The following is a 21,155-nucleotide window of genomic DNA, read 5'->3' as shown; positions in this document are numbered from 1 at the left end:
GATTCTCTATGATGCCCGAGACGAATACGAGAGATATCGACCCAATCACCCTGTCGGTCGTCCAGGGTGGGCTCGAGACGGCCCAGCGGGAGATGACGACGACGATGATGCACACGGCGCGCTCGTCCGTCCTCAACATCGCCCGTGACTACTCGAACGCCCTCTTCGACAAAGAGGGGCAGATGCTCGTCCAGGGACAGGACATCCCGATCCACCTCGGGAGTCTCATGCCCGCGACGAAAGCCGTCATCGACCGCTTCGAAGACGACGTCTCCCCCGGCGACGTCATGTACCACAACGACCCCGCCTGGAGCGGCAGTCACATCCTCGACTGCTGTATGTACAAGCCCGTCTTCGTCGACGGCTCCGTCGAGTACTGGACGGTCTCGAAAGGTCACATGACCGACATCGGCGGCCCGGTCCCCAGCGGCTACAACCCCGATGCGACGGAGATATACGCCGAGGGGCTCCGCATCCCGCCCATCAAGCTCTGGGAGGGCGGCGACCTCCGCGAGGACGTCCGAGACCTCCTCTTGGCCAACGTCCGCTCCGCCGACGACTGGAAGGGTGACCTGAACGCCCAGCACGGCGCGGTCCAGATCGGCGAGCGTCACCTCCACCGCCTCGTCGACCGGTACGGCCTCGACACCGTGAACGCCTGCTTCGACCGCCTGCTCGACCGCGCCGAGGAGGCCATGCGTGAGGAGATAACGGGCATCCCCGACGGCACGTACGAGGGGACCGTCCCGCTCGAAGACTCCGGTCACGGACTCGGCGAGGTCGACATCACCGCGCGCGTCACCATCACCGCTGACGAGGCCCACGTCGAACTCGACTCCCCCGAACAGCTCCCCTACTACATCAACTCCTACGCCGCGAACTCGGTGTCGGGGGTGTACCTCGGCTTCATGATGTTCATGCAGCTCGACCCACCGTACAACGAGGGGCTGTACCGTCCCATCACCGTCGACGTCGGCGAACCGGGGACGATGACGAACGCGCAAGAACCAGCCCCGCACGTCAACTGCACGACGACGCCGTCGGAGACCATCACCGACGCCGTTCGCACGGCCCTCGAGAACGCCGAACCCGAGCGGGCGGTCGCGTCGTGGGGGCACACGAGCGGCGTCAACATCGCCGGCACCCGCCCGGACGGGGGAAGCACGTACACGACGATGGTGCTGGCCTCCATCATCAGCGGTGCCGGTGCCTCACACGACATGGACGGCTGGCACTCGCGGGGGCCGCTCTGTTGTTTCGGTGCGCTCTCGTCGGGCGACGTCGAGGTGATGGAGCACATGTACCCCATCGTCCTCCACCGCTACTCGCTCCGACCCGACAGCGGCGGCGCGGGCCGCCAGCGCGGCGGCTGCGGCACCGTCTGGGAGGTCGAACCCCGCGACCACGACATGCAGGTCATCATGTGGGGTGAGGGACGGAAGAACGAGACGCCGAACGCGCTCGGCTCGTACAACTCCCTCAGCGACCCGAAGCTCGGCTCCGTGGAGGTCGACCGCGCGGATGAGAGCGTCGAGGAGTACCGCGAGAACACCATCGTCACGGTGAGCCCGGGTGACCGCGCCCGCAACTACAACCCCGGCGGCGGGGGCGTCGGCGACCCGATGACACGTCCCGTCGACGCGGTCGTCGAGGACGTGACACACGGCGTCGTCACCGAGGCGGGTGCCGAACGGGAGTACGGCGTGGTCGTCGTCGACGGCGAACTCGACGAGGCCGCCACCGAGGAGGCGCGTGCGGCACGGACGGACGGCGGCGCACGCGCCGAGACCCCGGGCGCGACCGACGGGGCCGAGGGGGTGGACCGATGACCTACCGACTGGGCATCGACTCGGGCGGCACGTTCACCGACTTCGTCCTCGCCGGCGATGGCGCTGTCGAGGTCCACAAGACACCGTCGACGCCGTCTGACCCCTCGCAGGCGGTCCGTGACGGCCTCGAACTCGTCGCCCGCGAACACGGGACCGACGTAGCGGGGCTCCTCGCGGAGATAGATATCATCATCCACGGGACGACGGTGGCGACGAACGCGCTCATCGAGCACACGGGCGCGAAGACGGGGCTCATCTGTACCGCGGGCCACGAGGACTCACTCGAGATTCGCCTCGGCCACAAGGAGGACGGCCACCGCTACGATATGAACTACCCGATGGCCGAGATGCTCGTCCCCCGCCATCTGCGGGTGCCGGTTCGCGGGCGCATCCTCGCCGACGGCTCCGAGTACGAGCCCCTGAACGAAGACGACGTGTACGCGGCCATCGAACGCTTCAAATCGGCCGGGGTCGAGGCCGTGGCCGTCTCGCTCGTCTGGTCGTTCGAGAACCCCGCACACGAAGAGCGCATCCGCGAGATACTCGCCGAGGAACTCCCCGACGTCTTCACCTCGCTCTCGGTGGACGTCCTCCCACAGGTGCGCGAGTACACGCGGACGAGCACGACCGTGGTCAACGCGTACGTGAAGCCGACACTCGACCGGTACGTCGCACGGGTCGACGAGTACCTCGACGCCAACGGGTTCACCGGCGAAATCCGCTACATCCAGGCCAACGGTGGTATCGCGAGCAGCGAGACCCTCCGCCGGCGGCCGGCGTACGCGATCAACTCCGGGCCGGCCGGCGGCCCCGCTGCCGGCCTCCACCTCGGGCGACAGTTCGGCTCCGAGGACGTCATCACCGTCGACATGGGCGGGACGAGCTTCGACGTGAGCCTCACGCGCGACGGCTCGACGGAGGTCCGGAAGGACTTCGACCTCATGCGCTACCGGATGGGTCTTCCCATGTTACACGTCGAGACCATCGGTGCCGGCGGCGGCTCCATCGCCTCTCTGGACCGCGGAGTCCTGCAGGTCGGGCCCGAGAGCGCCGGGGCCGAACCCGGCCCCGCCTGCTACGACCGCGGCGGCACACGACCGACGGTGACGGACGCGCTGATGGTGCTCGGCTACCTCAATCAGGCGGAACTCCTCGGGGGGCGGATGCCCATCGATAGCGAGGCCTCCGCGAACGCGATCGAGGAACACGTCGCCGCCGACTCACAGCTAGACGTCGAGACCGCCGCGGCGGGCATCCTGGAGATTGTCACCAAGAACATGGTCGACGGCATCCGCCAGGTGAGCATCGAGAAGGGTCACGACCCGCGTGACTTCACCATGGTCTGTGGCGGCGGCGCTGGCCCCGCCCACGCGACCGCGCTGGCCGACGAACTCGGCGTCGGGCGCGTCCTCGTCCCGAAGACCGCGAGCGTCCTCTGTGCGTACGGCGAGGTCGTCTCGAACTACAAGCACAACCGGCTCGCCTCGTACCCCTCCCGCATCGAAGACGTCGACGCCGACGATTTAGAGGCGCGCTTCGCCGACCTCGAAGCAGGGGCGCGAGACCGGCTCGCGACCGAGGGTATCGCCGCGGAGGACATCGAACTTCAGCGAGTGTTCGAGATGCGCTACCGGAACCAGATCAAAGAGTGCGAGGTGACGATGCCGGCCGTCGAAATCACGGACGAGTGGCTCGACGAACTGAGAGCGGCGTTCGACCGCCGCCACGAGGAGCTGTACACCTACGCCGAACCCGAGACGCCGGTGGACGTCATCAACATCGAGAGCGTCGCCTACGGCGCGGTGACCCCGCCCGACATCAGCGGTGGACTCCCCACCGAGGGGACGGTCGACGACGCGCGGACGGGGAGCCGCGAGGCGTACTTCGAGGCCGCCGGTGGCTTCACCGAGACGCCGGTGTACGACGGCGCACGCATCCCCGCGGGCGCTGAACTCGTCGGCCCGGCCATCGTCGAGGAGACCACGACGACGATGGTCGTCAACCCCGGCTGGCGCGCGCGTCTCGACGACGCGGGCGTCTACGACCTGACCGCCGAGGAGTGAGAATCGGCTCCCGGGGTGGTTTTTACGCGGTTTCGAGAATCGAATTAGTCGAGCGGTAACAGATAACGGTTCCGTGCGGCTCGCCGCTCAGCTCTGTGCGATCTTGCTGATGTCGACGAACCGCGTCAGGACGTAGACGATGGCGAAGATGATGACCAAGAGCGAGATGGACAGCGCCGCGGCGTTCGGGTAGTTCAGCCCGTTGTTCACCGCGAGGTAGATGAGCGTCGTGATGGTCCCTTTCCCGCCCGAGAGGAACTGCGGGACGGTGAAGTCGCCGATGGAGAGGACGAACACGAAGATGACGCCGATGGCGACGCCGGGCATCGACAGCGGGAGCGTGACGTGTCTGAACGTCTCGAGGGGACCGCCGCGGAGCGTCTCGGAGGCGTCGAGGAGGTCCTCGTCGATCTGTGACAGCGAGATGTAGATGGGGGCGGCCATGAACACCACGTAGGCGGCGAGGTAGCCGACGATCTGTGAGAACGGCGAGAACAGCAGGAAGTCCAGCGGCGCATCGATGAGGCCCAGCTGGATGAACAGCTGGTTGATGACCCCCGTCCGGCCGAGGATGGGGTACCACCCGATCGTCCGGACGACCGCGGAGGTCCAGAAGGGAATCACGAGGAAGAGCAACAGCAGGATGCCGCCGTTCTGTGTGGTGTAAAAGCGGAGGTAGTACGCCAACGGGTAGCCGAAGACGAGCGTCACGGCCGTGACCGCGACGCCGATGAGCAGCGAGCGCACGAACACGTCGTAGATGGTCGGCTCGAAGACCGACTGCCACGCCGTGAGCGTGAACTCGTTGATGACGTTGAAGCTGGAGTACGTCAGGAAGCTGTAGTAGAGGATGACCACGAGCGGTGCGAGGAGGAACACGACGAACCACGCGACCGTGGGGGTGATGAGGCCGGCGACCTCGCCCATTCCGCTGAGTCGACGACCCAGACCGGTCGCGGTCGGTTCGTTCTGCTCGCTACTCGCCGATTCGGTTGCCATAGTATCCGGCATGTGAGGGAGTCTCAAATAGTTATTCGTCGGTCGGTTCAGGCGCTAGTGAACTCCTGCCAGCGGCTGAGCATGTAGTCCGCGTTGCTCGGCCAGATCTGGAAGAAGCCCAGACGGTCGATGCGCTCTTCGATGGGACCGGAGTCACGAGCCTTGCCATCAGAAGCCGGCGAGCCCTCCTCCATCGACCACTCGTAGGTCTGGGGGTCGAACAGGCCCGGTTCGGCGACCGACTGGTAGGTCGCCGTCCCTTCGTACGCCCAGTCGTAGTACTCGGGGCCCATGCCCTGTCCCGATTCGTCGGAGCCGTCGCGGACGAGGTCCGTGTTCGGGTAGTGCGGGACCGAGTAGCCCCAGCCCTGGATGAAGCCGGGGAACCACGCGCCGTAGTGGACGTCGTTGATGAGCGAGTGGACCGCGTCGACGTTGTTCCGCGACGAGGCACCGGGACTCACCGGCGCGATGCCGCCGTACCAGTAACGGTACCCCTGGACCCCGTCGCTCATCGTGGCGTAGGTACACGGCGTCCCCGCGCGGCGGACGTCGAGGCAGGCGGGCTGCCAGATGTCGCCGAGGATGGCTTCTTCGGAGGACATGAGGTTCACGGAGTTGCCGTAGGCGACCCACGTCGAGCGGAACTGGCCGGCCTCCTTCTCCTTGATGAGGAAGTCGACGGCCGCGTCGAGCTGGTCTTCTGTCGGGTTGTTCAGGTCGCCCACGTTGGCGTCGATCATCCCGTTGTCGAGGAGGTGCATGAGCGCCTCGGGGATGGAGATCGCGGACGTCGCGCCCATGGCGACCTGCCCCGAGTACTGGTCGTCGAACAGCGCCGACCACTTCGTGACGGCGTCGACGTCGACGAGCTTCGGGTTCAGCCCGATGGCGTCGAAGTTGTACACGTGTGGCGGGAACAGGAGTTCGGTCCGCCCCTCGTCGGCCCACAGCTCTCCCAGGATAGTGTCCGTCTGCGCACCGAGGTAGTCGACCCGCTCGCCGGGGTTGGTGAAGAGTTCGGTGACGGTGCTCTCGTCCCACTTGTCGAGCGCGCTCGTCGGGACGGGGATGCTCGCGTCGTTGTCCTTCGTGATCGCGCCCGACCCGGACGTGTCGAGCGAGAAGGCGTCGAACGTCTCGCGGTCGCCGCTGAGGAGCTTCTGCTGGGTGGTCGGGATGTCGGCGGTCGTGATTTCGATCTCGTTCCCCGTCATCTCGGTGAACTTGTCGCCCTGACCGCCGCGAACAGCCCACGCCGGGCCCATCCACTTCAGGGGGCGCGACCCGCTCGCACCGCCGCCGTCACCACCGCTCCCGCCGCCGTCACCACCACCGCCACCGTTTCCGCCGCCGCCACCGTTCCCGCCGTCTCCACCGTTTCCACCGTCGTTTCCGCCCCCGGTACAGCCGGCCAGTCCGACTGCGCCGGCGGTCACTCCTGCGTGCAACATGAAGTTGCGTCTGCTAATGCCACGGGACATGGTACCACATTCGTGGTGGGGTATATATAACTTCATATCGGTTTGTGTATATACACAACGTACACGTCTTAATACTAGATATAATTTTGACGGCGGCGGTGTTCTCCCAACGTTCGTTCGGTGGCCGTGGCGAAAGAACTAATCTCCACTTCCGAGTCTCCCCCCGTATGGCACACGTCACGGTACTCGGCACCGGTGGGACCATCGCGAGCACGTCGAAGGACACGGGGGCGACGCCCGAACTCTCGGGGGCGGACCTCGTCGAGGCCGTCCCGGACCTCGAGCGCTACGCGACCCTCTCGGTGGAACAGGTCGCACAGGTCCCGAGCTTCGACATGGACTTCTCGACCGTCGCCCGCGTGGGTGAGGCGGCCGAGCGCGCCGTCGACGGCGGGGCCGACGGCGTCGTCGTCACCCACGGAACCGACACGATGGAGGAGTCGGCGTACCTGCTGGACTCGACGCTCGACGTCGACGCTCCCGTCGTCTTCACCGGCGCACAGCGCCGCCCCGACCAGGTGAGTCCCGACGGCCCGTCGAACCTGCTCACGGCGGTTCGTGCGGCCGTCCACGACCGACTGTCGGGAGCTGGTGGCGTCTACATCGCGTTCAACGAGGAACTCCACGCCGCGCGCGACGTCACCAAGACCCACACGAGCGCGCTCGAGACGTTCGCCTCGCCGAACACCGGGCCAGTCGCCAGTTTCCACCCGGGTGACGTGCGGTTCTACCGCGAACCCGGCCGACGCTGTGTCCGCGTCCCCGTCCGCGAACCCACCGCACGCGTCGAGGTGGTGACGACGGGTGTCGGCGTCGACGCGGCGGCCATCGACCGGGCACTCGCCGCCGGCGTGGACGGCCTCGTACTCGAGGGGACCGGCCTCGGAAACACCACGAGCGCGCTCGGCGACGCCGTCGGCCGCGCCGTCGAGACGGGCGTCCCCGTCGTCGTCACCTCCCGGTGTGGCGCGGGGGCCGTCGCCCCCGTCTACGGGACACCCGGCGGTGGGGCGACCCTGGCCGACCAAGGCGCGCTCTCCGGGGGCGACCTCCCGCCCCAGAAGGCCCGACTCACGCTCGCGCTGGCGCTCACGGCGGCCGACACCGTCGAGGACGTCGAACCGTACTTCGCTCTCTGACACGTCGGCGCTCCGGCGGCGATAACTACTTCTCCCGCTCGTGTGACCGACTCTCATGACACGCCTCGCCGAGAGTGTCGCGCTCGTCACGGGCGCCAGTTCGGGAATCGGAAACGCCATCGCCACGACCTTCGGGAGAGAGGGCGCGAACGTCGTCGTCGCCGACGTCAGGCGCGACCCCAAACTCGAGGACGAAGAATCGGTGTTCGACCGGCTCGACGCCGTCGACGCCGAGTACACGTTCGTCGAGACGGACGTCACCGACGAGGCCGACGTGCAGGCCGCGGTCGACACCGCAGTCTCGACGTTCGGCGGCCTCGACGTCCTCGTGAACAACGCGGGTATCTACTACCAAGCGCCCGCCGACGAGGCCCCGATGGCCGACTACGACGCCGTCATGGACGTCAACGTCCGCGGGGTGTTCCTCTGTGCGAAACACGCGTTGCCGCACCTTCGCGAGCGCAAGGGAAAAATCGTCAACCTCGCGTCCATCTACGGCCTCGTAGGTGGCGGACAGAGCGCGGCCTACTGCGCCTCGAAGGGCGCGGTCGCCAACCTGACCCGACAGATGGCGCTCGATTACGCCGCGGACGAGGTGAACGTCAACGCCCTCGCGCCAGGCATCATCGAGACGGCGCAGAACGCCGAGTGGCGCGAGACGGACCCCGTGCTCCTCGAAGACTGGCAGCGCCGGACGCCGTGGCCCCGGTTCGGCACGCCACAGGACGTCGCCGACGCGGCGCTGTTCCTCGCGAGTGCGGAGTCGGACTTCGTCACCGGGACCGTGCTGAGCGTCGACGGCGGGTGGACCGCACAATGACTCCGCGACTCGAACTCGACGTCGGCACCGGGGAGACGTTCTCCGGCGACCTCCTCGTCGACGACGCGCCCGAATCCGTCGCGACCCTGCGGTCGTTCCTCCCGCACGAGTCGGACCTGATGCACGTCCGCTGGAGCGGCTACGCCGTCTGGGTGAACATCGACGAGGTGGAACTGGGCGAGGTGCCGCGGGAGAATCACACGGTGTACCCCTCCCGCGGGGACGTCCTCCTCTACCCCGGCTATCGAAACGAACAGGAGATACTCGTCGCCTGCGGCCCGACCTGCTTCAAGAGCCCCGCCGGGGAGTTGGCGGGCAACCACGTCGCGACGCTCGACGCCTCGCGCGAGGAACTGGCGGCGCTCGAAGAGCGGACCCTGGCGGAGGGGGTCCAGCCGGTGACGATTCGGCTGGTCGACGACTGAAGGGACGTCGGAGCCCGGCGTGAGTCGAGGCCGCGTCTCGGCTGTCGGCACGCACGGTTCGACACTGCGAGAAGCGAGACACGACCGGTGCCCCGGAAGAAGAACGACGACTCAGCGGTTCTTCGCGCCGTAAAAGACCAGGAAGCCCGCGAAACCGAGCAGGACCGTCGAGGCGATGGTCGTGATACTGCCGAGGGCGAAGAGGACCGGTGTCGCCCGCGTCGCGCTCGCGATAGAGAACACCTCGAGCGGCATCGTGTTCTGGTCGCCCAGGAGGAGCAGACTGCGCGTGGCCTCGTTGTACGAGAGCGTGAAGGCGAACACGGCGGCACCGAGGACGGTGGGTGCGATCTGCGGGAGGATGATCTGCCGGAAGACGGTCACCCTGTCCGCACCCATCACGCGGGCGGCCTCCTCGTTCTCTGCGAGGTTCGGCGGGAACCCTGCCAGGAGCACGATGACGGCGAACGGGAGCGCCCAGACGACGTGGACCGGCACGGCGAGCCACAGCCCCTTGTTGAGGTCGAGGAGTTCGTTCAAGAAGAGTGTCGCGCCCACGCCGTAGGTGATGCCGGGGGTGATGATGCCGAGGATGAGCAAGAACAGGAGCGCTCGGCCGCCGACGAACTCGCGGCGGTACGCGAGCGCCGTCGCCGTCGCCAGCAGGGTGGTGATGACCATCACCACGATAGCGAGCTGGAGCGACCGGCTCACCGCCTCGACCATCGCCTCGGTGTTGATGAGTTCGACGTACCACTCGGTCGTGAACGAGACGAAGGGGAAGGTCAGCCCGCCCGAGTTGAACGAGAAGCCGATGACCGAGAGGATGGGTGCGTAGATGTACAGCGCGATGAGCGCGGTGTAGACGACGAGTACGTGTTTGACGCTGATTCGTTCGACGAGGGAGCCGCGCGCGGACGTCTCTGCCGCGCCACTCTCACTCACGGTTTTCGTTGCCATCTACCACGGAGATGCCCGGGGAAGGATATAAATCCTCAGTTCGGCGGTAAAACTCAGTGCATCGCGTCGCCGCCGTCGGGACTCAGCGTCTGTCCGGTGTAGTAGCTGCTCTCCTCGCTCGCGAGGAACACCACCGTCGGGACGACGTCGTCGACCTGCCCCAGCCGACCCATCGGCAACTCGGCCTCCTTCGCGGCGCGCCACTCCTCGGAGATGTCCGCGAGGAGGTCCGTCTCGATGGGTCCGGGCGCGACGGCGTTCACCCGAACCGTCGGCGACACCTCGCGAGCCAGCGCGCGAGTGAACGCGATGATGCCTCCCTTCGCCGCCGAGTAGTGGACGAGCTCTGGCGCACCCTTGATTCCTAGCTGCGAGGCCGTGTTGACGACGCTGCCCCGCCCCGCCTCGAGCATCCCCGGGAGGACGAACCGCGTCGTGAGGAACACCCCGCGGAGGTTCACCTGTATCATCTCGTCCCAGGTCTCGACGGGCATCTCAGCCAGGTGCGACTGGGTGACGATGCCCGCGTTGTTACAGAGGACGTCGGGAGCCCCGAAGCGGTCCTCGAACGCCCTCACCATCGATTCGATGCTCTCGGCGCTGCGCACGTCCCCTTCGAGCGCGACTCCCGTTTCTCCTCCCGCTTCGACCTCATCGACGACTGCCGCGGCCCTCTCGGCCTCGCCGTCGAAGGGCGGGTAGTTCACGCCGACAGTCGCGCCCGCCTCGGCGAGGCCGAGCGCGATTCCCCGGCCGATGCCGCTGCTCGCACCCGTCACTAGTGCCGTCTTTCCCTCGAGGGATACCATGCCACCCGCTCGCAGGCGACCACGAAAAGTGTAGCCCCGAGCGCGACCGTCGCTGAAAGAGTTATGACGCTCGATGTGGACTCACGGGCATGGCCGGTTCAAATGAGACCCACACGTCCGAGGCCACACAGGCCGTCTACGAGCGCGCGAGTATGGACACCCGGGTAGGCTACGGGACGACGCCGGCGCTCGTCGTCGTCGACCTCCAGGTCGGGTTCACCGATTCGGAAAGCCCCCTCGGCGGCGACCTCACGGGCGTGGTCGACCGGACGAACGACCTCCTCGACGCCGCCCACGACACCGACGTGCCGGTGGTGTTCACCCGCATCGTCTCTACTCACCCCGACCACGCCGACTTCGGCATCTGGCAGGCGAAGATTCCCCGTCTCGACACGCTGAAGGCGGGGTCGAGGTGGGTCGATATCGACGAGCGACTTCACCGAGCGGACGAGGACCACGTCCTCGACAAGCGCCAGGCGAGCGCCTTCCACGAGACCGAACTCGCGTCGATGCTGGTCGCGTGGGGCGTCGACACCGTCGTCGTCACCGGCTGTACCACGAGCGGGTGTATCCGTGCGACGGTCGTCGACGCCTGCGCACACGGTTACCGGACTATCGTACCCGGCGAAGCCGTCGGCGACCGCGCGCCCGAACCACACGAGTCGAACGTCTTCGACATGGACGCGAAGTACGCCGACGTCCGTCCCGTGGGAGAGGTCGCCGACTATCTGCGTGGCGCGGACGTGGACGGCCTCGAACAGTAAAAACGGGACGCGCTACTCGCCGTCCTCGCGGCCGTCACCCTGTGCGATTGTCAGGGCGGCGTTGGCGATGGTCTGCGCCGCCGTGTAGCAGTCGTCCCACGAGGTGTACTCGTCCTCGTTGTGGCTCTTACCGTTCTCGCTGACGGCGAACACCATCGCGGTGTCGCAGATGCGGTCCATGTACGACGCGTCGTGGCCCGCGCCGCTGAAGATGCGCATGCTGTCGTAGCCGAGGTCGTCCGCAGCGGTCTGGACGGCGTCGACGGTTCGGTCGGCGAAGTGCACCGGCGAGACGCGCATCCGGTCTTCGAACTCCCACTCGATACCCTCGCGCTCGGCGGCCCACTCGGCCTCCTGCAGGACCCGACTCCGGGCCTCTTCGATGATCTCCTCCTCGGGGTCGCGGAAGCCCCACGTGAACGTCACCTCGTCCGGGATGATGTTGATGGAGTTGGGCTTGACGTCCACGTATCCAGTGGTACCGACGGTGCGCTCGCCGAGCGTCGAGGGAATCCGGCGAATCTGGGTGATGACGTCCGCGGCCGCGACGAGGGCGTCCTTCCGGTAGTGCATCGGCGTCGGGCCCGAGTGGTCGGCGTCGCCGTAGAAGGTGATGGCACCCCACGTGAAGCCGACGACACCCGTGACGACACCGACCTCCTTCTCGTTCTCTTCGAGGTACGGCCCCTGCTCGACGTGGAGTTCGAAGTACGCCTCGTACGCCTCGGGAGGTTCGCAGGGCTCGTCGCCCTTGTACCCGATTCGCTCCAACTCGTCTTCGAACACCGCGCCATCGGCGTCGGTCTTGGCGTACTCCGCTTCGATGTCGAGGACGCCCGCCCAGACGCCGCTGCCCTGCATCGCCGGCTGGAACCGCGAGCCTTCCTCGTTGGTCCAGTTGACGACTTCGATGGGGTGGGTGGTCTCGATTCCCTCGTCGTTCAGCGTTCGGACGAACTCCAGCGCCGCGATGACGCCGAGGGCACCGTCGTAGATGCCGCCGTAGGGTTGGGAGTCGAGGTGCGAGCCGATCATCACCGGCTTCGCGTCGGGGTCGGTCCCCGCCCGCCGCCCGAACATGTTGCCGAAGGTGTCGACGCGGGTGTCGAGGCCCTCCGCATCCATCTGCTCGGCGAACCAGTCGCGAATCTCCTTGTCGTCATCGGAGAGGGTGAGACGGTGGAGGCCGCCGCCGTCGGTGCCGCCGATTTCGGCCTGCGCTTTCATCGTCGAAACGAACCGCTCGCGGTCGAGTGTCAGGTTCATACTCAGAGCGTCTCGTATCGATGCAATAACTCTTTGCGTGGTTCCGTTTGGCGTATCGTCTATCGCCGTCGGTCTGCGAATGCAGGTGAAGACGTGCGAAGGGGGACGAATCGACTGGGAGAGGCGACGGTCCACCGCGCCCGGGCACCGCGCGGTATTCGTGTCACGCTACGCGGCACGCTAGTCGACGGCTTCGTCTCACGCGGTGGGGGCTGTCCCCGCGCTCAAACCGACGGCGAACCCGAAAGAGACGGTCGGGTGCTCGCGTTACTGCCCGAGGATGTCCTTCTCGAGGTCGATGCCCTCCACCACGCTCGGCCGTTCGAGCAGGATGGTGTGTTCGGGGTCCCAGCCGACGGTGACCGCCTCGCTGTCGACCGTCAGTCGGTCCTCGGACTTGAGCTGGAGCTCGACGGTGCTCCCGTCGGCGTCCGTCGCGGAGAGGATGACCTGCGTCCCCGTGCCCGACTGGTAGAGGACGTCCTCGACGTCACAGTCGATGGCGTTGTCCGTCTCGCCCGGGTCGACGAGGCGGAGATACTGCGGCCGCACGGCGAACGGCATCCGGTCACCCACGACGTCTCGTGGCTCGGAGACGAGGTTCGCCGTACTGACGGTGAACGTCCCCAGTCCCGTCTCCATCGCCGCCGTCTCGCCGTCGTCGCTCACACTCACGAGCTCGCCGAAGAAGAGGTTCGAGTCACCGACGAACGTCGCCACGAACGCGGTCTTCGGGCGGTTGTACACCTCCTCGACGGGTCCGGAGTGTTCGACCTTCCCGCCGTTCATCACGATGATCTGGTCGGCCAGCCGCATCGCCTGCGTCTGGTCGTGCGTCACGTAGACGAACGTGGTGCCGAGTTCACGGTGGATGCGAAGCAGTTCCCGCTCCATCCGCTTCTGGAGCTTGTAGTCCATGTCACCCAGCGGCTCGTCTAAGAGGAGGAGTTTGGGTTCGAGTACGAGACTCCGCGCCAGCGCGACCCGCTGTTTCTGCCCGGCGGACAGTTCCCGCGGCGCGCGCTTGCGGAGTTCGTCCAGTTGCATCATCTCCAGCACGTTCGACAGCCGCTCGTCGACGACGTCCTGCGGCGCGTTCATCCGCTTCAGGCCGTAGGTGATGTTCTCCTCGACGTTCAGGTGGGGAAACAGCTGGAAGTCCTGGAAGACGAGCCCGATGTCGCGCTGGTACGTCGGGGTGTCGGTGATGTCGACGCCGTCGAGGATGACCGCACCCTCGGTGGGCGGAATCTTCCCGACGAGCGAGTGGAGTGTCGTCGACTTCCCACAGCCGGAGGGGCCGATGATGACACAGAAGTCGCCCTCCTTGATCGCGAAGTCGATGTCGTCGACGGCGAGGGTCCCGTCGGGGTAGATCTTCGTGAGCCCCTCCACGCGAAGGACGTCGTTCCGGTCGGTGTCGGCGTCAGTCTCTGGGGGCCGCCGGGTGAGGTCTGAGTCCGACATCTCACACCTCCATCAGGTCGTCGACGGTCGCGGTGTCGCTCACGCTCAGCTTCGCGTACGCCACGCCCTCGTCGGCGTTCCACCCGACCGAGGTCCGCGACTGCACTGTCTCCATCGGGACGTTCCCGCTCGTGACGGACTGGAAGTCCTCGACGTCCGTCTCGCCCCGGGTGTCGAGCGAGACGGTGAACTCCGTCACCTCGCCCGTGTAGGTGCGGCCGGCGACGTCGCCGGCGAACGTGTTGTCACAGCCGTCGGCCGCGTCCCCGAGTCGGACCGACTCGGGCCGGACGAGCACGACGACCTCCGCCCCCGGTTCGACGCCGTCGTCGCGGGTGGCCGCCACCACCGACCCCACCGGCGTCTCGACGGTCAACGTGTCGCCGTCGACGGCGGTGACGGTTCCCAACAGCGGGTTCGAGTCGCCGACGAACCGGCCGACGAACGCCGTCGCGGGCTCTGCGTACACCTCGTCGGGGGTGCCGACCTGCTCGATGAGCCCCTGGTTGACGACGACGAGCTTGTCCGCGAGCTTCAGCGCCTGGTCCTGGTTGTGGGTGACGTAGACGAACGTGCTCCCCAGCTCCTCGTGGATCTGCCGCATCTCCAGTTCCATCCGCTTCTGTAGCTTGTAGTCGAGGTCGGCGAGGGGGTCGTCGAGCAGCATCACGTCGCACTCGCGGACGAGTTGCCGGGCGAGTTCGACCCGCTGCTGTTGCCCCCCCGAGAGTTCGGCTGGGAGGCTGTCGCGCGTCTCCGAGATGGCGAGCAGTTCGAGCATGTCGTCGGTCTTCGTCTCGATTTCGGCCTCGCTCACGCCCGCCTGTCGGAGTCCGAACGCGACGTTCTCGGCGACGGTCATGTGCGGGAAGAGCCGTTCCTCGAAGTCCTGGAAGACGAACCCGAGGTCTCTGTCGGGGACCGAGAGTTCTCCGACGTCCCGCCCGCCGAGAGAGATGGAACCGCGGTCGAACTCGACGAGGCCGGCGATGCACTTCAACAGCGTCGACTTCCCCGACCCGGAGGGACCGACGACGACGCAGAACTCGCCGTCTTCCACCGAGAAGTCGATGCCTCTGAGCACCTGTTCGTTCGAGAATGACTTCTCCAGTGAAGTCACAGAGATGATACGTTCTACTTCGCGAGCGACGCTCATGCTGCTGTGAAGGATAACGGCGGTGTTAACGTTTTGGGGAGCGGTACCACGAGACGTGTCAACTCGACACATCTCTGGGGGTACCGGAGACGAATCCCACGCGTAGCGCCTCAGCCGAGTTGGAACACCGTACAGGGGACGTCGAGCGCGAGCAGGATGTCCTGGCTCGTACTCCCCAACAGCGCCTTTCCGGTGGGTCGGCGCTTCCGCCCGCCGATGAACACGTGGTCGATGTCGTGGTCGCTCACGTAGTCCGCCACCTCCTCGGCGGGCACGCCGACCTTCCCCACCACGTCGAGGTCGACCGCCGCCGCCCGGACGAGGCTCGCCGCGTCCCGCACGACGCTGTTTCGTTTCGCGATGTGGGTCGGGTCGGCCGACTCGTACTCCATCCCGTCGAGGATGTCGTCGAACTCCGACTCGGAGTACACCTGGAGGAGGGTCACGGCCGCACCCAGCGCGCTCGCGATCTCCACCGCGTGTTCGGTAATCTCCTCGACGTGCATCCGTTCCTCTCCGACAGCGATCAGTACGCGCTCGATCATCGCCTCTCAGTTCGAGCAAGTGTGATATAACTCTGTGCGCCGGTTCTCCGAACGGACCAGCGTGTGACTCGGTGAGCGGTCCCGTCCGCGCGGCCGTCGAGACGAGCGCGACTCACCTCACGCCGCCTCGTCGCCCTCGTCCACGAGGTCCGTCTTGAACGTGTAACAGTACCGGTCGTAGTCGACGTGGTCCTCGTAGAAGCGGTGGGCGTCGTCACGCCAGAGGCCGGAGGCGAGTTCGACGACGGTGCAGTCGTGGTCGCGGGCCCACCCCTCGACGAACGCCAACAGGTCGGCCCCGTGGCCCTCCGACCGGCGGTCCTCGCGGGTCACCAGGTCGTACACCCACGCGTGGCGGCCGTGATACAGCGTGGTCGAAAGGCGGACGCCCGCGAGTGCGAGGAGGTCGTCTGTCCCCGCTCTCGCCCCACCCTGGTCGCCCTCGTACAGGCCGAACAGTCGGTAGCCCTCGCCGGCCATCACGCGCAGTCGGTCGAGGAACGTCTCGACGTCCAGCGGCCGGAGTTGGCTCATCACGGGGTGAATCTCGCGCCACTGCGCCTCGCTCGTCAGTTCGACGACGTGAGTCTCGCTCGTCATCGAGCGTCGAGACGCGGAGGCGCCTGATAAATGTGGGAGGCGGTCACTCGAGCAGGTCGCGCTTCGCCGCCGCGAACTCCTCCTCGGTGAGCAAGCCGCGCTCGTACAGTCCCGCGAGTCGTTCGAGCGTCGAGACGGGGTCGTTGTCGCCCGCATCCACCGTGTCCTGCCCGTCGAGGTACGCCGCCGCCGCGTCCGTCTCCGTCCCTGGAGTCGCACTCGGATACACCCGATACCGCTCGTCGCCAGCGTCGAACGCCAGTCGCGTCTCCCCGCCCGCGCGCCGGACCGTCGGGCCGCCGACGGTCGCAAGCGGCAGGGTGTCGACGTCGAGTCGGTCGCGGTACTGGACGACGAGGTGGACCGCCCGGTCGGTGACGAGAGTGAGCACGCTCCCACCAGAACACGCCATCCGACGGCGGACCGTGCCGTCCGCCGCCACCCGGTCGGCCATGACACCCTCGAGGAGGTACTGCGGTGTCTCGTCGGGCGCGAGGACCTCTCGGAGCCGTGCGGGGGTTCCCTCGGGGACGAGTCGCACGCCGAGTCGCTCGGCCGTCACCGACTCGCCCGGTGCGGCGGCGGCGAGCGACCGCGTCGTCGCGGTTTCGGACTCGGCACCGGCCGCGTCTTCGGCGTCGGTCGTGCCGTCAGTGGGCGGGTCGCGGGGTGTGTCGGGCATACACCGTCGACGACGGCGCACCGGTTCAACCTTCCCCCGCGCGTGACTGGTGGCCCGAGGGAAACGGCTATAACGGCGACTGTCGACTCTGGACATAGGTATGGGAAGCCACAGCACTCGGCGGCAGCCTCGCATCCGGGTCGGTGTCGACGTCGGCGGGACGAACACCGACCTCATCCTCGTGTCGGACGAGGGGGAGTACAGTCACAAGACGCCGTCGACGGCGGACCCCTCGGAGTCGACGGTGACGGGCATCGTCGAACTCTGTGCGCTCGCGGGCGTCGACCCCAGCGAGGTCGGGCAGGTCCTCCACGGCACGACGGTCGCGACGAACGCGCTCATCGAACACGAGGGCGCAGAGACGGGGCTGCTGACGACCAAGGGCTTCCGCGACGTGCTCCACATCGGCCGCCACCGGAAACCGCACAGTTTCTCGCTCCAGCAGACCATCCCGTGGCAGGAGAACCCCGTGGTCAAGCGTCGCCACCGGAAGGAGGTGACAGAGCGCATCTATCCGCCCGGAGACGTGGTCACCCCGCTCGACGAGGACGAGGTGCTCGACCGCACGGCCGAACTGGTCGACGCGGGCGTCGAGTCCATCGCCGTCTGTTACCTCCACTCGTACCTCGACCCGACACACGAAGCGCGTACCCGCGAACTCATCGCGACGGCGTACCCCGACGTGCGCGTCTCGACTTCCCACGAGGTCGTCTCGCAGTTCCGCGAGTTCGAGCGCTTCACGACGACGGCCATCAACGCCCGACTCGAGCCCGTGATGGCGACGTACCTCACCCGCCTGCAGGAGCGACTCGCTGAGGCGGGCTGCGACGCGGAGGTGCTCATCATGCAGTCGAACGGCGGGATGGCGAGCGTTCGCAACGTCGCCCGACGCCCCGTCACGACGCTCGTCTCCGGCCCCGCGGCCGGGGTGCTCTCCGCGCAGTTCGAAGGGAACGCCCTCGACCGCTCGAACCTCATCGCCCTCGACATGGGCGGGACGTCGGCGGACATCTCGGTCCTTCCGGGGCGAGTCCTCGAACGCGACCCGCGCGACAGCACCGTCGGCGGCTACCCGACCATCGTCCCGATGCTCGACATCGAGACCATCGGGGCCGGCGGCGGCTCCATCGCCTGGTTCGACGGGGCGATGGGGTTCAACGTCGGCCCGAAGAGCGCCGGGGCTGACCCCGGGCCGGCCTGCTACGGCCGTGGCAACGACCAGCCGACGACGACCGACGCCCAGGTCGTGTTGGGGCGAATCGACCCCGACTCCTTCCTCGGCGGCGACCTCGACCTCGACCCCGAACGCTCCCACCAGGCCATCCAGTCGAAGCTGGTGGACGCCACCGACCAGGAGCGGTTCGAGGCGGTCGAGCGCGCCGCGCTCGCGACGCTCGAAGTGGCGAACACGAACATGTACCGAGCCATCCGCGAACAGACCGTCCAGCGCGGCTACGACCCCCGCGAGTACACCATCGTTGCGTTCGGCGGGGCCGGCCCGATGCACGCCGCGAGCATCGCCGAGGAACTGGAAGTCGACACCGTCATCGTCCCGCCGGCTCCCGGTATCGCCTCCGCACGTGGGCTCCTCACCGGCAACGTCAAGTACGACGTCCAGCAGACGGTGAGCCAGCGACTGGAAACCGTCGACGGCGGGTACATCGACGAGACGTTCGACCGCCTCGAAGCGAGGGGCAGAGAACAGCTCACCCGCGACGAGGTCGACGAGTCGCGCTGGCGGTTCGAACGGACCGTCGACTGCCTGTACGAGGGCCAGGGGTACGAGCTGAACGTCCCCTTCGAGGGAACCGACGGCGATTGGCATCAACGCGTCAGACAGCAGTTCGAACGGAAGCACGAAGCCGAGTACGGCCACTACTTCGAGGCCGACCCGGTCGAACTGCTCAACCTCCGCGTGACGGCCGTGGGCGAGATCGAATCCTACACCCCACGCGAGGTCGCCGCCGGCGACGAGGACGCCTCCGACGCCGCGACGACCGAGTCGCGCGTCGTCTTCGGGACGTCCCTCGCTCCCGAATCGGTGATGGTCACGCGGTACGACCGCGACCTGCTGAAGCGGGGGAACGTCGTCACCGGCCCCGCCGTCATCGACGAGTTCGACAGCACCGTCGTCGTCCACCCGGGGTGGACGGCCACGGTTGTCGACAACGGCGGCATCGAACTGAGGTTCGAACCATGAGCTCAGACACGACCGACACCACCGACACCGACGCGAACGACGAGCGAGAAACCACCGCCGCGGACGTCCTCCGTGAGCGCGACATCGACCCGGTGACCATGCAGGTCATCGGCGGCGAACTCGACACCATCGCCCAGGAGATGGCCTACAAGCTCATCCGCTCGTCGTACTCCTCGATTATCCGCGAGTCCGAGGACATGGGCGCGGGCATCTTCACGACCGACTGCCGCGAACTCTGTGAGTCGGACTCGACGCCGATGCACGTCGGCTCGCTCATCGGCTACCTCCAGGGGATGTACGACACGTTCGAAGAGCGCGGCATCTCTCGTGAGGAAGCCATCAACGAGGGCGACGTGTTCATTCACAACCACCCCCACTACGGGGCGAGCCACTCACCCGACATCGCCGTCGCCGTCCCCGTCTTCTACGAGGGCGAACACATCGCGTGGGCGGCCAACACGGCTCACCACCTCGATATCGGCTCTGCCACGCCCGGCCTCGCGGTCGACCTCGAAGACATGTACGCCGAGGGGAGCCTCTTCCGCGCGACGAAGGTGTACTCCGAGGGTGAACGGGTCGAGGAGATCTGGAACTTCATCCGCGACAACGTCCGCACTCCGAGAGAGGTCATCGGCGACCTGCAGGCGCAGGTCTCCTCGTGCAACGTCGGGAAGGACCGCTACCTCGCGCTCGTGGAGAAGTACGGTCTCGACGAGATTCAACACACCGGCGAGGCGCTGATGGACTACGCCGAGGCGCTCTTGCGAAAGGAGATCCGGAAGATCCCCGACGGCACCTACTACGCCGAGGACCACCTCGACGACGACGGTCGCAACCGGGGCGAGCGCCTGAAAATCGCCGCCGAGGTCACCGTCGACGGCTCGGACATCACGGTCGACATGTCCAAGTCCGCGGACCAGACGCCGACGGGGTACAACATCCCGTTCCACGGCTCGACGGACGTCTGCATCTACTTCACCATCCGCTCCATCCTGATGGACACCTTCGTCCGCGACGAGTATCTCCCGCAGAACTCCGGGACGTTCGCGCCCGTTCACCCGAAGGCCCGGCCCGGCTGTATGTTCAACCCGACGCCGCCGACGTCGGCGTTCGCCCGCATCAATCAGGTCGACAAGATGTCCGACCTCATCATCGAGGCGCTCTCGGAAGCCATTCCGGACAAGGTCTGTGCCGGCACCTGCGGGCAGGTGTACTTCGTCTCCTACGGCGGGACGAACGACGCGGGCGAGTACTGGGTCTACCTGGAGGTGAACGAGGGGTCGTACGGCGGGCGACCGGGTGCGGACGGCCTCGACGCGGTGGACGCGCTCGTCCACAACACGAAGAACCGCCCGGTCGAGGACATCGAACTCTCCCACCCGATGCGGGTCGAACAGTACGCGCTCCGCGAGGACGGCCACGGCGCGGGCCACCACCGCGGCGGTATCGGTATCGTCCGCGAGTCGCAGTTCCTGACCGACGCCGTGATGACGATGGAAGGTGACGGAAACACTTATAAGCCACACGGCTTGTTTGGAGGCACGGACGGGACGCACGGTGACCTGAAACACATCACCGCCGACGGCGACGTCATCGACCTCAACTCGAAGGAGTCGGGCTACAAGTTCGCCGAAGGTGACCGCGTCCTCATCAAGACCGCCAGCGGTGGCGGGTACGGCGACCCACACGAACGCTCGGCCGACCAGGTGTACGAGGACTACCTCGACGGCCTCCTGACCGAGGAGATGGCGCTCGAGGCGTACGACGTCGTCATCGTCGACGGCGGCCTCGACACCGAGGCCACGGCCGACCGCCGCGGCGACTGAGCCGCCTCCCCCCGCGATGACCCCGTTGACCCGGGCGAGCACGAGGTGACTCTCCCACGCTGTTCGCATATCCCGTGCCGACAGCCCCCCACTCCCCACCAGAGCTCACCTCACGGGCGAC

General features: G+C 67.0%; 18 protein-coding genes. 8 read left to right on the top strand and 10 right to left on the bottom strand.

All coding sequences use genetic code 11. The annotated features are described in order from the left end of the window. Positions 1–11 precede the first annotated feature (11 nt). Both capB and capA read left to right on the top strand, forming a co-directional pair. Complete coding sequence (gene capB / locus E6N53_RS19335; RefSeq protein WP_142861076.1) at positions 12–1,829, top strand: caprolactamase subunit beta; 1,818 nt, start codon at positions 12–14, stop codon at positions 1,827–1,829. Then, positions 1,826–3,892: a caprolactamase subunit alpha gene (gene capA, locus E6N53_RS19330; protein ID WP_142861075.1), complete on the top strand. Its 2,067-nt coding sequence runs from the start codon at positions 1,826–1,828 to the stop codon at positions 3,890–3,892. The genes capB and capA overlap by 4 nt, the downstream gene beginning before the upstream one ends. Positions 3,893–3,979: 87 nt before the next feature. Here the strand turns inward: capA and E6N53_RS19325 are convergent, their stop codons facing one another. Both E6N53_RS19325 and E6N53_RS19320 read right to left on the bottom strand, forming a co-directional pair. Continuing rightward, entirely contained in the window at positions 3,980–4,891 is a 912-nt protein-coding gene (locus E6N53_RS19325; protein ID WP_236639922.1) for an ABC transporter permease, read from the bottom strand. A 47-nt stretch (positions 4,892–4,938) separates the two neighbouring features. Then, positions 4,939–6,375, bottom strand: a complete 1,437-nt coding sequence (locus E6N53_RS19320) for a substrate-binding domain-containing protein (RefSeq protein ID WP_142861074.1) — start codon at positions 6,373–6,375, stop codon at positions 4,939–4,941. Between the two features lie 167 nt (positions 6,376–6,542). On the opposite strand from E6N53_RS19320, the gene E6N53_RS19315 reads away from it, so the two are divergent. From E6N53_RS19315 to E6N53_RS19305, 3 genes are read left to right on the top strand one after another with little or no spacing between them, the layout of a single operon-like run. After that, positions 6,543–7,514 carry an asparaginase gene (locus E6N53_RS19315; RefSeq protein ID WP_142861073.1) on the top strand — a complete coding sequence of 324 codons (972 nt, stop codon included), beginning with the start codon at positions 6,543–6,545 and terminating at the stop codon, positions 7,512–7,514. A gap of 55 nt (positions 7,515–7,569) precedes the next feature. After that, positions 7,570–8,334 carry an SDR family NAD(P)-dependent oxidoreductase gene (locus tag E6N53_RS19310; protein ID WP_136591849.1) on the top strand — a complete coding sequence of 255 codons (765 nt, stop codon included), beginning with the start codon at positions 7,570–7,572 and terminating at the stop codon, positions 8,332–8,334. Beyond that, on the top strand, positions 8,331–8,759 hold the full coding sequence (locus E6N53_RS19305) for a DUF3830 family protein (protein WP_136591848.1): 429 nt from the start codon (positions 8,331–8,333) through the stop codon (positions 8,757–8,759). The genes E6N53_RS19310 and E6N53_RS19305 overlap by 4 nt, the downstream gene beginning before the upstream one ends. Positions 8,760–8,870: 111 nt before the next feature. Here E6N53_RS19305 and E6N53_RS19300 read toward each other — a convergent pair whose 3' ends face one another. Beyond that, positions 8,871–9,719 (bottom strand): ABC transporter permease, encoded by an 849-nt coding sequence (locus tag E6N53_RS19300; protein ID WP_136603319.1) that lies wholly within the window; start codon positions 9,717–9,719, stop codon positions 8,871–8,873. A 53-nt stretch (positions 9,720–9,772) separates the two neighbouring features. Then, positions 9,773–10,528: an SDR family NAD(P)-dependent oxidoreductase gene (locus tag E6N53_RS19295; protein ID WP_142861072.1), complete on the bottom strand. Its 756-nt coding sequence runs from the start codon at positions 10,526–10,528 to the stop codon at positions 9,773–9,775. A gap of 89 nt (positions 10,529–10,617) precedes the next feature. Here E6N53_RS19295 and E6N53_RS19290 point away from each other — a divergent pair, with 89 nt between their 5' ends. Next, a complete protein-coding gene (locus E6N53_RS19290) occupies positions 10,618–11,292 on the top strand; it encodes an isochorismatase family protein (protein WP_142861071.1) in 675 nt (224 codons plus the stop codon). A gap of 12 nt (positions 11,293–11,304) precedes the next feature. On the opposite strand, the gene E6N53_RS19285 is transcribed toward E6N53_RS19290, so the two are convergent. The 6 genes from E6N53_RS19285 to E6N53_RS19260 all read right to left on the bottom strand — a co-directional run bounded on the left by E6N53_RS19285 (position 11,305) and on the right by E6N53_RS19260 (position 17,008). Continuing rightward, entirely contained in the window at positions 11,305–12,558 is a 1,254-nt protein-coding gene (locus tag E6N53_RS19285) for a Zn-dependent hydrolase (RefSeq protein ID WP_142861070.1), read from the bottom strand. Between the two features lie 267 nt (positions 12,559–12,825). Further along, positions 12,826–14,025, bottom strand: coding sequence for an ABC transporter ATP-binding protein (locus E6N53_RS19280; RefSeq protein WP_142861069.1), 1,200 nt, complete (start codon positions 14,023–14,025; stop codon positions 12,826–12,828). Position 14,026: 1 nt separating this feature from the next. After that, on the bottom strand, positions 14,027–15,181 hold the full coding sequence (locus E6N53_RS19275) for an ABC transporter ATP-binding protein (RefSeq protein ID WP_136591842.1): 1,155 nt from the start codon (positions 15,179–15,181) through the stop codon (positions 14,027–14,029). Between the two features lie 110 nt (positions 15,182–15,291). Beyond that, complete coding sequence (locus E6N53_RS19270) at positions 15,292–15,726, bottom strand: universal stress protein (protein WP_136591841.1); 435 nt, start codon at positions 15,724–15,726, stop codon at positions 15,292–15,294. Positions 15,727–15,843: 117 nt separating this feature from the next. Continuing rightward, positions 15,844–16,326 carry a GNAT family N-acetyltransferase gene (locus E6N53_RS19265; RefSeq protein ID WP_136591840.1) on the bottom strand — a complete coding sequence of 161 codons (483 nt, stop codon included), beginning with the start codon at positions 16,324–16,326 and terminating at the stop codon, positions 15,844–15,846. A 43-nt stretch (positions 16,327–16,369) separates the two neighbouring features. Then, on the bottom strand, positions 16,370–17,008 hold the full coding sequence (locus E6N53_RS19260) for an SHOCT domain-containing protein (protein ID WP_142861068.1): 639 nt from the start codon (positions 17,006–17,008) through the stop codon (positions 16,370–16,372). Positions 17,009–17,108: 100 nt separating this feature from the next. On the opposite strand from E6N53_RS19260, the gene E6N53_RS19255 reads away from it, so the two are divergent. After that, a complete protein-coding gene (locus tag E6N53_RS19255) occupies positions 17,109–19,208 on the top strand; it encodes a hydantoinase/oxoprolinase family protein (RefSeq protein WP_142861067.1) in 2,100 nt (699 codons plus the stop codon). Then, a complete protein-coding gene (locus tag E6N53_RS19250) occupies positions 19,205–21,034 on the top strand; it encodes a hydantoinase B/oxoprolinase family protein (protein WP_142861066.1) in 1,830 nt (609 codons plus the stop codon). The genes E6N53_RS19255 and E6N53_RS19250 overlap by 4 nt, the downstream gene beginning before the upstream one ends. Positions 21,035–21,155: the final 121 nt, after the last annotated feature.

Source organism: Salinigranum halophilum (assembly GCF_007004735.1).
In the GTDB taxonomy this organism is placed as follows: domain Archaea; phylum Halobacteriota; class Halobacteria; order Halobacteriales; family Haloferacaceae; genus Salinigranum; species Salinigranum halophilum.
This window is presented reverse-complemented; position numbering and strand designations above follow the sequence as displayed.

Excerpts from the sequence above, each read along its gene's own strand:
- E6N53_RS19275 (WP_136591842.1), bottom strand. The coding sequence starts at position 15,181 with ATGAGCGTCGCTCGCGAAGTAGAACGTATCATCTCTGTGACTTCACTG.
- E6N53_RS19290 (WP_142861071.1), top strand. The coding sequence starts at position 10,618 with ATGGCCGGTTCAAATGAGACCCACACGTCCGAGGCCACACAGGCCGTC.
- E6N53_RS19250 (WP_142861066.1), top strand. The coding sequence starts at position 19,205 with ATGAGCTCAGACACGACCGACACCACCGACACCGACGCGAACGACGAG.
- E6N53_RS19320 (WP_142861074.1), bottom strand. The coding sequence starts at position 6,375 with ATGTCCCGTGGCATTAGCAGACGCAACTTCATGTTGCACGCAGGAGTG.
- E6N53_RS19260 (WP_142861068.1), bottom strand. The coding sequence starts at position 17,008 with ATGCCCGACACACCCCGCGACCCGCCCACTGACGGCACGACCGACGCC.
- capB (WP_142861076.1), top strand. The coding sequence starts at position 12 with ATGCCCGAGACGAATACGAGAGATATCGACCCAATCACCCTGTCGGTC.
- E6N53_RS19285 (WP_142861070.1), bottom strand. The coding sequence starts at position 12,558 with ATGAACCTGACACTCGACCGCGAGCGGTTCGTTTCGACGATGAAAGCG.
- E6N53_RS19255 (WP_142861067.1), top strand. The coding sequence starts at position 17,109 with ATGGGAAGCCACAGCACTCGGCGGCAGCCTCGCATCCGGGTCGGTGTC.
- E6N53_RS19265 (WP_136591840.1), bottom strand. The coding sequence starts at position 16,326 with ATGACGAGCGAGACTCACGTCGTCGAACTGACGAGCGAGGCGCAGTGG.
- E6N53_RS19310 (WP_136591849.1), top strand. The coding sequence starts at position 7,570 with ATGACACGCCTCGCCGAGAGTGTCGCGCTCGTCACGGGCGCCAGTTCG.
- E6N53_RS19280 (WP_142861069.1), bottom strand. The coding sequence starts at position 14,025 with ATGTCGGACTCAGACCTCACCCGGCGGCCCCCAGAGACTGACGCCGAC.
- E6N53_RS19325 (WP_236639922.1), bottom strand. The coding sequence starts at position 4,891 with ATGGCAACCGAATCGGCGAGTAGCGAGCAGAACGAACCGACCGCGACC.
- E6N53_RS19300 (WP_136603319.1), bottom strand. The coding sequence starts at position 9,719 with ATGGCAACGAAAACCGTGAGTGAGAGTGGCGCGGCAGAGACGTCCGCG.
- E6N53_RS19315 (WP_142861073.1), top strand. The coding sequence starts at position 6,543 with ATGGCACACGTCACGGTACTCGGCACCGGTGGGACCATCGCGAGCACG.
- capA (WP_142861075.1), top strand. The coding sequence starts at position 1,826 with ATGACCTACCGACTGGGCATCGACTCGGGCGGCACGTTCACCGACTTC.
- E6N53_RS19295 (WP_142861072.1), bottom strand. The coding sequence starts at position 10,528 with ATGGTATCCCTCGAGGGAAAGACGGCACTAGTGACGGGTGCGAGCAGC.
- E6N53_RS19270 (WP_136591841.1), bottom strand. The coding sequence starts at position 15,726 with ATGATCGAGCGCGTACTGATCGCTGTCGGAGAGGAACGGATGCACGTC.
- E6N53_RS19305 (WP_136591848.1), top strand. The coding sequence starts at position 8,331 with ATGACTCCGCGACTCGAACTCGACGTCGGCACCGGGGAGACGTTCTCC.